The organism is Pseudomonas saliphila, from assembly GCF_008638345.1.
In the GTDB taxonomy this organism is placed as follows: Bacteria; Pseudomonadota; Gammaproteobacteria; order Pseudomonadales; family Pseudomonadaceae; genus Halopseudomonas; species Halopseudomonas saliphila.
The window spans coordinates 1-12,004 of record NZ_VTVA01000035.1 but is presented as its reverse complement, the minus strand read 5'-3'; the positions used below and the strand labels follow the sequence as shown (position 1 = coordinate 12,004).

Below are 12,004 nucleotides of genomic sequence, written 5' to 3'. Positions count from 1 at the left end.
TGCAGCATTTATTCAGACCTTCCCTAGCATTGCTAATGAAATCTGAGACTTGTTAACAACAGCTAATGTTACCGTCTGCTTTAGCCAAGATTTTAGCAACCCAATGCACCCGCAGGTTTTTTCGTGCAAAAGCTGTGTATGTTTTAGCAAAAACCCGGAACTAACAAATTCACCGAGGGATCGCTCGAAAGCCTGAATAATCTTTGCAAACTCCACCAAGTCATCTGGGTGCGTACCATAGCGTTGTAGATGAATTTGTTTTTTTCTACCTAGCATATGAGGCGAGTGCTGTAGCAGCTCCAAAATTGGGTAAGCTCCAACAACAACCAAAACGAGTCCACACGTCTGAGCCAGACATTTCCAAGAGTCCATCACAGCGCAGGGCGCGTGACTTTGTTTACTGGCATATCGAACATGCTGAGCCTCATCAATGAACAGGTAATAAACACCTCTGTGCTTAAGCGCCCGCTCCAATATCTGTCTCAACGTATTCTCTGTAGTTCGTTCCAGTTTTGCTCTAGCAGTCTCAGAAGCAGCATCGAGCTCTGATATACTCAATAGCGGATGACGCACCGCTTCAAGCATTCGCATAGTAAAAGATTTAGTAGAAAAAGCGCCATTTGGTCCAGAATTAACCGCTTCGACACATATTACTGGCAGCTTTCCAGTGGACTCGTAAGAGTTTCCATTCTCAAGCTGTTTTTTAAGCTCATGAATCAACCTTGACTTTCCTGCGCGCGATGGCCCGACTATACAAACGACATCACCCGGACTCGCCATTGTTAACGTCGCAAAAGCTTCTTGGAACGCATTGACCCAAAACTTATGATTTACCCTTAACTCCAAGACACTCCGACCAAGCTCAGTCATAATCATTACTCCAGCTTTCAACCTCAAGCTCGTCCAAGGGTTCGGACAGTAACGATTCAAGATCGACGGGCGAGGATAGATCATATCCGCGATCTATATATCCTAAATTCGTCACCACTTGTTCAGAAGAATTTTCGCCTATATCACTTGAATACGACCTAATTATTCGACATAAATTTTCATCATCAATAGTACGAATTTTTCTTCTAAGAGCTGCAGCTTCAAGCCGAACCAAGCCCTCGCCAAGCTGTTGCGCACCCGTTTTCCCACCGTAAGTAGTCGAGCCAGTAGTAAAACAGGCGGCCCACTCGTTCTTTACACAGGCATATATAACATGCGGGTTCTCTGGATCTATTCTTACCTGAATAGCCGATTTCCGACCCCGGACAGACGACAAAGCAGGAGAATAATACCAGTCGTCCCCTACGTGGATTCCCCTAACGGGGTCTACTTTATAATCCTTAGTGTCAACCGCCGTCATCATCATGAATTCGCTGTTGTAAGGAACTGGCTTTGCTACAAAAGGATACAACTCGCACCCCCTTCGAAACTCGTCAGCCGCAGCGAAAACTTTGCCACCAACAAGTTTGGCGTTTCGCCAACTGCAAAACTCTTTAACCTCGCTAAACACCTGTGCCGGGAATAGTACGGCGCGCCTCCGGGGGGATAGCGCACCATCTACGCTTCTAGCTTCCCGATAGTCCGCTAGATTTCCCGGACGCTGAGATAGCCACTGATCTTTGAATTCACCAAATAAACGCTCGACCTGTGCGCCGAACCTAGGATGACTTGCTGGCCTCAGGGTATACACAATACCGTAATGGGCCATCAGCGATGCCATAAACGTAGATCTAAACTCTGATCCACGATCTACAATTATTTCAGCCGGCAGCTTCCCATGCAATCGGACGCATTCACGTATAATTTTACTGACAGCTTTAGATGATGGCGACAAGAACGAAATAGTTACTGCTAATACATATGTCGTCGCCAGATCAATCATTGCAGTAATCCACGGACGCTCAACGTACACACACCCATCAGAGGAATGAACAACAACATAAATATCAGCTAGATAATGATCAATGGCGGCACGTTCCCAAGGGATCTGAGCCCGCTGTACCCTATACTCTGGGTCTGTCGGGTCTGCGGCGGCGTTAGCGGCTCTTCTCCCCCCACGCTGCAAGGCAATCACCTCTGCAGGAAGGTGCTGCAAGCGCTTATCAAACGTTCTTTGCGAAACAGGATCATATTGCGGTAACAATTCTGACGCGAGAACCCTATACTTCACATAAGAGCGATACCTCGAAAGGCCAGGGGACTCCGCATGCGGCCCCAAAAGGTATTCGACCAGAAAGTCATCGACCTCCTTCGGTACTTTCCGGCTTCTGTTTCCGCTCAGATAATATTTAGGTATCAATGCCTGAAAAGTAGTCAATCCTTTTTTTCGGCCTTCAACTGCCAACAAACCCCAACGTCTTGCAGAGCGACTTTTAACTCCCTGCTCTACAGCGGAAAGGCGTTTCAAAGCTACTTCAGCATCCCTTAAAGTTGGGATTTTTGTGACATGTAACCTATCACTATTTATATAAGCGGATACCTTGCTCGCATCCAGCAGTGACTTTCCAGCTGCCAGTAAGGCATGCGTTTTTGAAACAAGAAATCCTTCAGGCTCTGAAATCAAGGATTCATCTAGATCAGCGGCCAAACTCCCTCGATCGATAAGGCGAACAAGCGTAGTATAATCACCCAACCCTAAGTGCTTTCTCAGCGAGTGTAAAGACCAGACACATTGTGCCTCTAGTGCCTCCTCTAAATCTTCAAGAGCGACATCGGTATCTTTATCGCTACATCTGGCCTGTAAAATCAGCTCTACATTTGCGACTCGATATCTCCACTTATTCTTATAGACAAAAACTCTATAATCCAGACCCATGCTATTAAATTCTCGCACAGCCGGTGTGAAAACAACTTCCCCATCATCCCCTAAGACCCAATCCAATGGGTATTTTTTCACCAGCTCACCGACATTACTTTCTGTTTTAACCTCAACCACGCAAGGTCCACCTTTAGTTAAAACCAAGAAATCTGGAGTATAACTAAAAGATCTTTCCTTCCCATTGCGATCATGGCGTTTTATCTTGATTGGATCAGGTTGATCCCACAGCTCAATTACGTTGTCATCAAATTCGCTCAATAAAAAAAATGCTGTTTCAGCGGAGCGGCTTTCCAATGACACGGCACGCATAGTTCTTGCAGATATGCGCCAGCTGACGAGGTTCGAGCTCGCATGCGTACCGACCATCCGTGACGGAACAGATGTCCGCGCTGCATGGATGTACTGCTTTGCATGATGAGACAGCTTAAAAGTCAGGTTTTGATAACGCAGGAGCTCTAATTCGCTGAGCATAAGCACTCCTCAGCCAGGGCCAACCGCAAAATTTTGGCATACGGCGGCCTCTGACCCTGAGAATCGGGTTATGTGAGCTTGACCTGGTATCCAAATAGGGTGACACTGTGGTTACCACACCGGAGTGTCTACTCCTTCAAGAAACCGGGGCAAGCGTGAGCAAGCTTCGGTTTTTTGTTTTTATCTCATTGTTTTATCTCACTTTTTCTGAGCGCACTCTGTTTTTGCGAGGCCAACCATTTCGCTACGTCTCGTGTTAATGCGAATTTTCCCCGCCGTTTCGGTATCTCGAAAACCACTACCGGCAGCGTTCCTCTCTGCAATGCTTTTCGAAAAGCGTCCCTTGATGAATATCCCAGACTGCTGACCAATAAATCTCCCGTCAACAACGGGCCTGCCTGCTGTACCAGCGAATCCTCTAGCTCTCTTTCCAAGTTCATGTTGGCAACTCGTTGTTGACGAGCCTCATATTCTAGCTACGCTCGTCCCAAAGATGTAGAGTGTCTTTTTCATGCACTATAAAGTCCGCGCATCAGCAATTAATCATTAAAAATCATCAACATACAAATCCGCGCAAACGGATTTTGTTTCAATTACAGTCAGGTTCCTGTCATGCATAGTCCACCTAAGAGCTCTCTAGCAACCAAGGTATGGTTTGCTGCTTTGCTCGAGAACTCGGGGCTGGATTCTGGATATGCGCTGGAAACAGCCCTGTCACCGGCTTGCATAAAAAAGCTACCTGACGGAACCAAAAGCCGGTCGGGACGGTGGTACAAATACTCCCGGGGCATAAGCACACCGTCTGCGCGCACCCAAACTCAGGTGGAAAAAAAATATCCAGGAACATCTGCCTGGCTCTATGCTCCACTGTGGAAATTGATATCTCCGGACAGGTTGGGCATTGAGGAAATCGCGGCTATCATCTCCAGAGCTCGTCCGCATCTCGCGAAGCATGTCGCCACAAGCAGCCGCCCTTTCAGTTCACCAAGAACGATTGATTCACTCTGGAGACAGGGTGATCTACAGGCTTTGGAGGCATTACTCGCTATTACGCAATTGGGAGAGAAAACAGAGAACCTAGCCGTCTACGTAGAGGCTTCCTGGGCTGCGTTGCATGTAGCGGCGCTGTTAATGATCAACACACCCCTAAAAGCGATTCAGCCTGAGTTGACCTCCATCCTCTGGGATCTATATTTTATAAACCTGAGCCAGATCCCATCTCCCATGCCATCACATTATTCATTGGCATATGTGACCAACGTTTTCATAAAGATGCGTGATGAGGCGCGCAACAGAAGTCTATTTACTTCTCTTAAGGATGAGCGTCGCTTTGCATTTTGGCTCAGCACAGAATTCTCCAGCTATACCCTCCACACCCTAAAAGTCGATAATGTCGTTAGACGCTATGAGCAGCAGCATGGTGCAAAGTTGAAGCGGACGGGAATTCGTCTCAATTTTATTCAGCGTTTCAGTTACGCGTTAATCTCCGCTCACAGGCCGGGTGCTGAGCGAGAGCACGCCATTCAGGAAATGAAGGATCAGGGGAAACAGCTGGTCAACCTTCGCCTGCCTAGATAAATATTCATTTTTTCAGTAAATATCGCGCAAGCTGCGATCTACAGCCATAGAGGTGGCCAATCTATGGTATTTTTTTTTGGCCAATCTATGGTTCGATGCACAGTTCTTATGCTTTGGTGACAATTGTTATCTGAGCTGAACGACGCCCCCCTCCCCGCCATCGCCCATATTCGCGTCTCCGGATGGCGAACTGTACGGCATTCTGCTGCGATCAGCCGACTGCGCAGCTTTAACAGATTGAGGTTCAACGGCGACCCCCGAGTTGGTCTGAGCACCCCCAATGCACTCGAATCAATCATCACTCCCAGCAGCATAGTTTTCTTTATCCACGATACTCGATCGCCTATGCTGTGTTTTCAGGATCCGCCGAATCGTGAGCCAACGTCGGGCCGGACCAAAACGGAGATCGAGTGATCAATGGATGCCCTAAGAAAAAACATATGGCTGCTATTCCTCCTGCTCGTACTTTCAAGCACCGTTCTGCTGATAAGCATTTCGGTCTCCCGCTGGAACAGCCTCACTGAATATTACCGAGTCAGCCAACAAGGGCTGGCGGCCCAATGGTTCGGGGCATTCTCGTCAATTCTCGAACAACAGGAAGTCATCCTTAGCCTGATGGGCGAAGATCTCCTCCTGCGCGGAGCCGATAGGCCTGAAGATCTTCGGGCCCGGCTGGACGACCTGATGAACCTGAACCCTGATTTTTTCTCAGGGTTTGCATTGATTTCTCCCCAGGGTGAGGTGCTGGAGCGCACATCGAATCTCGACAGCGACGTAACCAATATTCTGGACGCCCCTGAGGTGCGTGACTCCTTCGCCTATGCGCTTGAAACAGACAAGATGGTGCTTGGCCGTACCTATCTCACACCCCGCCTGGTTGTCCCCGCCCGCAAAGCAATTCGCAACAATCAGGGCGAAGTAATAGGGGTCATGACCGGAGCGCTGAGCGTCACGGGCGCCGACGGCTACTTTTCCCAGGGCCACGTATTGGGCCGTTTCAACCGCGTTACCATTCTTCGCAGTCGCGATCATTACATTCAATACGCCACCAGTGATGCGCTGGTCAAAAACTTCCACGAGCAGCCCATGCCCCCCTCGGCCTATGGGAATCTCATGCAGATCCTGCAAGACGTCTCGGAACCTGCATCGTCCGGCGCCCGATCGGGTTTGACATCAACTGCTTTCCGTTGGGATGCGGGGGAAGAACGAGGCATGGTCAGAGGCGTAGCCATATACCATCCCCGATATGAATTCTGGCTTATATCGGAGATTGAAGACGCCTTCCTGATACGAGAGTTTCTAGAAATTTTTGCCAGTTATCTGCTGGTTCTGTTGGCGTTCACGGTGAGCATGTATCTGCTATTCCGTTACATTGACCGGATCGAAAAGGGCCGTCGCAGAGAGCTCATTTTCCAGGCCAATCATGATGCTTTGACCAGACTACCGAACCGCAACTACCTGATTTCAACCTTTGACGAATGGATGCATGAGAAGCCGGCTTTCTCGCTTCTGTTCATCGATTTGGATAGTTTCAAGGGGATCAACGATAACTTTGGCCATAGCATCGGTGATGGCATCCTTGTTGAACTTGCCAAACGGTTTCGAGCCAATACCAGCCATAACGAGTTGCTGGTTCGCCATGGCGGTGACGAGTTTGTCTTCTTGACAGCGGGCTCGGACCGCGACCAGAACGAACAACGTGCAGCGGCATTGATTTATCAGGCCTGTGACAATATCCGCGCCTTCAACATGACCTTCTCCCCCGGCTGCAGCATCGGCATTGCACGTTTCCCAGAGCATGGTGCTCAACTGGACGAATTGCTCCGGGCTTCCGATATTGCCATGTATGAGGCCAAGAAGAAGCGCAACAGCGTCGCCAGTTTCAGGCCCAGCCTGGAAGACCATTACTTGCAACGGATCAGAATTGAACAATTACTCAGGGGCGCGGAGGAGCGGGGGGAGATCTACATGACCTACCAGCCCCAGATTGATGCCGCAGGTCAGCTTCATGGCGTCGAAGCACTGGTTCGTTGGCGCCACCCCGAACTAGGACTTATTCCACCGGATCAATTCATCGGCGTAGCCGAACAGTCCGGCGGAATGGGCAAGCTCGGCAACTATATAATTGATCAGTCTCTTGGCCAGATTCAGACCCTTTGCCAACGCTACAAGATGCAATTCAAGCTATCTATCAACATCTCCGTGCGCCAGTTTGCAGAGGCTGACTTTGCGGAAGATTTCCTGAAGAAGCTCAAGAACGTAGGCATGCCAGTGCACGCTGTGTGTCTGGAAATTACGGAGAACCTGTTGATCGAGGACCTGGAGCACTTCCGTGGCGTCCTGCAAACATTGCATTCAGCAGGAGTCCGAATCGCTCTGGATGACTTCGGGACCGGGTACTCCTCACTCAGCATTCTTCGTGATCTCCCTATCGATGAATTAAAGATCGATAAGAGCTTCGTTAGCAATATTATGTCCGACGACACCTCGTTGAAGATGGTGAAGAACATCATCAACATTGGCCGTATTTACGAGATGGCCATTCTCGCAGAAGGCGTAGAAACCGAAGCACAGAGACAGATCCTCACAGATTGCGGCTGTGACCTGTTTCAGGGTTACCTTTTCGCGCGTCCGATGGCAATTGACGCTCTGGAGAAATATATCCAGGACGAAGCGTCAAAACCCGGACCCAATGTAAGCATTCATTCCACGACCTAGCACCGCTTACCCCACGCTACCCAGCCAGCTTGCCCCTCAATCCAACACCTTGGCCTTTCCCGCATCCGCCGGCGTCAGCAACACATACAGCGCCGGTACCAGGAACAGCGCCAGCACCGATACCGAGATCAAGCCGAAGATAATCACCAGCGTCAGTGGCCGGTAGAAGGGGCTGCTGATAGCCAGTGGGGCGAGGCCGACAATAGTGGTGATGGCGGTGGTCATGAGCGGGCGCAGGCGTCGAGCCGAGCCGGCAGCGGCGGCTTCGGCGATCGACATGCCGTCTTCGATGAAGCGGTTCATGGTGTCGACCATGATGATGCCGTTGTTGATGGCGATGCCGATCAGCGAGACCAGGCCGATCATGGCGAAGAACGAGAAGGTGATATCGAAGGCCCAGAAACCCAGGGCGGCACCGATGATCGCCAGCGGCATGGTGGCAAAGATGATGAACGCCTGGCGAAAACTGCTGAACAGGATCACCAGCACGCCGACCACCAGCACGATGGCAATTACCAGTGCAATCAGCGCCGAGCCGAAGGTTTCGCTGGTATCTGCCGCTTCCCCACCGATCACGGTGCGGTAGCCTGCGGGCCACTGCTGCTGTAGTTCGTCCAGCCGTGGCTGCACCTCGGCCATGACTTCGCCGACGGTACGGCTTTCGTTCTTGGCCATGACGGTCAACGCGCGCTCGCCGTTGACGTGGGAGATAGCAATGGCCGCTTCCGACTGGCTTGGCTTGAGCAGTTGCCGGGTGGCAATGGAGCGGCCGTCCTGGGTAAAGACCCGCACCCGTGACAGTTCCTCGATATTGCGCGGCCCACCCGCCTCGCCCGGCCTGCTGGGCCATTCGGTACCCAGGCGGATGTCGATATTGTCATCGGCATCGTCGGTAATGAAGGTGCCTACTTCATCGGAGCTGAAGGCAATGCGCAGCTGTGAAGCCAGGTCGCCATGATCGATGCCGAAGAAGTCCGCGGCTTCACGATCCGGCTGCAAGGCCAGTTGCGGTTTGAGCATGCCGATATTGTCGCGCACATCCACAACGCCAGCGGTTTCCAGAAGCAGTGCCTGCACGTCACGGGACAGGCGCTGCAGTTCATCCATGTCCGCACCCAGCAGCTGAATCTCGATCGGATCGCCCGCAGAGGGACTGCTGGATTCAGGTACGACCAGCAATTGCGCCGCCGCGACCCGCTCCTGCAGGTAGGCGGACAGCTCCTGGCGCAGCTCATCAGCCAGCTCATAGGATGGCGCGTCACGCTCTTCCAGTGGGCGGAAGATGGCGGAAAAGCCGATGTAGTTTTCAGCCTCACTGGGCTGCAGGTTGGCCGCCATGGAGCCGCCGGCGAAGGGGCTCTTCATGCCCACCAGTTTGACCACGCTTTCGAAGTAGGGTTTGCCCCGCAGGATGCTGCCGATCTCGTCGGCCACGTCCTGCGACGTCGCCAACTGCACGGTCGGCGGCAGTTCGATATTGATGCCCAGGCGCGTGCCGTCGGTCGCGGGAAACAGTTCCACGCGGGCCTGACTGAAGGCCAGCATGGACAGCACGAACAGGCCGATGGCCGCGAGCAGCCAGAGCCAGGACTGGCGTTTGCTCTGCACCACCCAGCGCGTATTCCAGCGCTCAAGACCCTCCACCGCACGCCCTGTCACCCGGTCCGACAGTCCCTGCTTGCGCGCATCCTGCGCCTTGCGTTGCTTGCCCAGAAGCGCGCGGGCAAGCGGCAGCGTGCAGAGCATGGCAACGATATAGGCCAGTACCAGACAGACCACCGTGGTGGTGGGCAGAACACAAATAAACTCGCCCACGGTGCCACTGATCGACATCAGCGGGGCCAGCGCAAGAATGGTAGTGATCTGCGCAGCGAAGGCCGGCATGCCGTAGCGCTGGACCGTCGCCAGCACTGCTTGGCCGAAGGTCTTGCCGCCGTTATAGATCTCGTCGTGCAGGCCTTCGAGCAGGATGATGAATACGTCGACGATCATCACCAGCGCGATGACCATGCCGATCACCACCAGCTCATTGAGCGAGTAGCCCATCATCAGGATCACCAGCAGCACGCCGGCAAAGGTGATGGGTACCGACAATCCGGCAATGATCGCTTCGCGCCAGGCAATGGTCAGCAACAGGATGATGAACACGATCAGCATGGTCTGCATGGCGCTGATGAATACATCCGACAGCGAATCCCAGATCTGTTCAGCCTCGTCCTGAATCACGCTGTACTCGATCCCCGACGGCCAGGCGCCGTCGTTGCGCAGCTGCTCCAGCGCCATTCTCAGGGTTTGCACCAGATTGACGGTGTCTGCACCCGGCGTCTTGCGCACCGATAGTTCCAACGAAGCGGCGTAGGCGCTGCCTTCAGCGCTGAAAAACGCGCGGGTGGTTTCGGTGTCCTGCATGCGCCTGACGGTGGCGATCTCGTCCAGACGTACCGGCCGCCCGGTGCCCGCACCGCTCAGGCGCGCCACGGGCAGTGCACGCAGGTCGTCGATATCGCGGAAGCGCCCTTCCAGACGCACCACCGCACCTATGTCGGCGCTATGAATCTCGCCGAAGGGCTGCTCGACGTTGGCCTGCTGTACGGCATTGCGCACCGCGGAGGACGATAGCCCCAGCGCCAGCATGCGCTCGGGGCGCAGCAGTATCTGCACTATCTCTTCGCGCTCACCACCGATGCTGACGCCATCGATGCCCGGCAAGCGCTCGAGCGTATCGCGGATACGCCGTGCCTGCTGGTTCATGGTGGCCGAACCCGCCTCACCATGCAGCACGAAGGTGAAAATCGGCATATCGTCTACCGAGGCCTGCTTGATCGCTGGACGTTCCACATCGGAAGGCAGCTCGGCCTCGGCGTCAGCCACCGCAGCGCGCAGCCGGGTCATGGCGTCGACCGGATCAACCGATGCATCAAACTCGACCGAGATAACCGAAAAGGAATCGTAAGAGGCACTATCGACCCGGCGCACCCCTTCCAGCGTGGTGACCTCATCTTCGATGATGTCGGTGACCTGCTCCTCGATGGTGCGCGGGTCGGCACCCGGCCAGGCGGTAGTGACGGTGGCCTGGGGGATGTTCAGATCGGGCAGGGATTCCTTGACCAGTTGCGTGTAGGCCATCAGCCCGCCGAGCAACAAGGTCACCAGCAGTAGAATGCCGAAGATCGGTTGCAGGAAGAAGAAGCGGGCCAGCGGATGGGCGTTGCGCACTTCCTCGCTTTCCGCCGGCGTAGCCGCCAGCTTTGGCTCAACCGCTCCGTCGTGTTCGCCGGGACTACTCATTGCGCCGTCTCATCGCCGCGCAGAATGCGCACCGGCTGCCCGTCATTCAAAGCCGCACGGCCATCGGTGACGACCAGCTCGCCCTCCTCAAGGCCTTCGGTCACCGCGCGGAAACCACCCGCGTGCTGCCCCAGCTCGATCCGTCGCTCGCTAACCCGGTCAGTGTCCGCATTGACGACCAGCACAAAGGACTGATCGTTGCGATAGCGCAAAGCGTCCAACGGGACCGCCAGCACCTCGGTCTTCTCCGGACGGGATATCCATACCGCGACGAATTGACCATCCTGCAATCCGGGGTTGCTGCCTTCGGTATGCACTATGACTTCAAAGGTCCGGGTTTCCGGATCCAGTGACGGGCTGACGGCATAGACGGTACCCAGCACGTGTTCCTTGGTCTGCAGCGGGTCGAGATCCTGACCATCTACCGGCGGCGTATCACCGATCACCGTGCGCGCACCGGTGTGGATCTGGCGGTAATCATAGGACGGCAAGTCCACCCGTATCTCGAAGCGATCGGGATCAATCACCAGTGCCGGCACCGTGCGCAGCGCGTTCTGTTCCGTGTTGGTCTGCACTACGCTGGGCATGAAGTAACGGCCCTTTTCGATATTGAGCCGCGCCAGCACGCCATCCATAGGCGACACCAGCCGCGACTCGTCAATGCCGAGCTGGGCCTGCGCCAATTGTGCCTTGACGTTATCGCGCGCCGCCTTGGCCTGCTCGACCTGCACTACTGCCTGATCCAGTTCCTGGCGCGAAGCGGAACGCTGCTCTATCAGGGTTTCGTAACGGCGACGGGTAACCTCGGCCAGCGTCAGGCTGGCTTGCGCCTCGGCCAGTGCGGCTCTGGCGGCCTGCATGTCGGCTTGCACCCGCGCCGGAGCCTGATGAGCAATGACCTGCCCGGCTTTGACCCGGCCGCCCACCCGCAGTGATTCATCCACATGGGAGACGACGCCTTGCTGGGTAAACGTCAGGTACTCACGTTGCCGGGAACGTGCCGTACCCTGGCTGTACACCCAGCTTTGCAGGCTCCTGCGCGCCACCGGCACGACAATCACACTCACCGGCTGCGCATCGCTGGCGGACTGTTCCGGGTTATCGACCGGGCTCTGGTCCGAATGGCACTTACTTAACCTT

At 54.1% G+C, this 12,004-nt stretch carries 7 protein-coding genes; 2 read left to right on the top strand and 5 right to left on the bottom strand.

Annotated elements, in window-relative coordinates; genetic code table 11:
* Positions 1-12: 12 nt before the first annotated feature.
* From FHK95_RS19710 to FHK95_RS19700, 3 genes are all read right to left on the bottom strand, one after another.
* A complete protein-coding gene (locus FHK95_RS19710) occupies positions 13-870 on the bottom strand; it encodes an ATP-binding protein (RefSeq protein ID WP_178114866.1) in 858 nt (285 codons plus the stop codon).
* Positions 863-3,280 carry a TnsA endonuclease N-terminal domain-containing protein gene (locus tag FHK95_RS19705; RefSeq protein WP_150306343.1) on the bottom strand — a complete coding sequence of 806 codons (2,418 nt, stop codon included), beginning with the start codon at positions 3,278-3,280 and terminating at the stop codon, positions 863-865. The genes FHK95_RS19710 and FHK95_RS19705 overlap by 8 nt, the downstream gene beginning before the upstream one ends.
* A gap of 185 nt (positions 3,281-3,465) precedes the next feature.
* On the bottom strand, positions 3,466-3,720 hold the full coding sequence (locus FHK95_RS19700; protein ID WP_150306342.1) for a hypothetical protein: 255 nt from the start codon (positions 3,718-3,720) through the stop codon (positions 3,466-3,468).
* Positions 3,721-3,892: 172 nt separating this feature from the next.
* On the opposite strand from FHK95_RS19700, the gene FHK95_RS19695 reads away from it, so the two are divergent.
* Together FHK95_RS19695 and FHK95_RS19690 are read left to right on the top strand one after the other, a co-directional pair.
* Positions 3,893-4,858: a hypothetical protein gene (locus FHK95_RS19695; RefSeq protein WP_150306341.1), complete on the top strand. Its 966-nt coding sequence runs from the start codon at positions 3,893-3,895 to the stop codon at positions 4,856-4,858.
* Between the two features lie 417 nt (positions 4,859-5,275).
* On the top strand, positions 5,276-7,576 hold the full coding sequence (locus FHK95_RS19690) for a putative bifunctional diguanylate cyclase/phosphodiesterase (RefSeq protein ID WP_150306340.1): 2,301 nt from the start codon (positions 5,276-5,278) through the stop codon (positions 7,574-7,576).
* Positions 7,577-7,612: 36 nt separating this feature from the next.
* On the opposite strand, the gene FHK95_RS19685 is transcribed toward FHK95_RS19690, so the two are convergent.
* Both FHK95_RS19685 and FHK95_RS19680 read right to left on the bottom strand, forming a co-directional pair.
* The gene (locus FHK95_RS19685; protein WP_150306339.1) at positions 7,613-10,864 is read right to left on the bottom strand and encodes an efflux RND transporter permease subunit; all 3,252 of its coding nucleotides are present in this window, start codon (positions 10,862-10,864) and stop codon (positions 7,613-7,615) included.
* The coding region (locus FHK95_RS19680) for an efflux RND transporter periplasmic adaptor subunit (protein WP_150306338.1) at positions 10,861-12,004 on the bottom strand (1,144 nt) is incomplete at its 5' end. The genes FHK95_RS19680 and FHK95_RS19685, both read right to left, overlap by 4 nt.

What these genes read in the sequence shown, in the direction of transcription:
- FHK95_RS19710 (WP_178114866.1), bottom strand. Translation starts at nt 870, where the DNA reads ATGACTGAGCTTGGTCGGAGTGTCTTGGAGTTAAGGGTAAATCATAAG.
- FHK95_RS19705 (WP_150306343.1), bottom strand. Translation starts at nt 3,280, where the DNA reads ATGCTCAGCGAATTAGAGCTCCTGCGTTATCAAAACCTGACTTTTAAG.
- FHK95_RS19700 (WP_150306342.1), bottom strand. Translation starts at nt 3,720, where the DNA reads ATGAACTTGGAAAGAGAGCTAGAGGATTCGCTGGTACAGCAGGCAGGC.
- FHK95_RS19695 (WP_150306341.1), top strand. Translation starts at nt 3,893, where the DNA reads ATGCATAGTCCACCTAAGAGCTCTCTAGCAACCAAGGTATGGTTTGCT.
- FHK95_RS19690 (WP_150306340.1), top strand. Translation starts at nt 5,276, where the DNA reads ATGGATGCCCTAAGAAAAAACATATGGCTGCTATTCCTCCTGCTCGTA.
- FHK95_RS19685 (WP_150306339.1), bottom strand. Translation starts at nt 10,864, where the DNA reads ATGAGTAGTCCCGGCGAACACGACGGAGCGGTTGAGCCAAAGCTGGCG.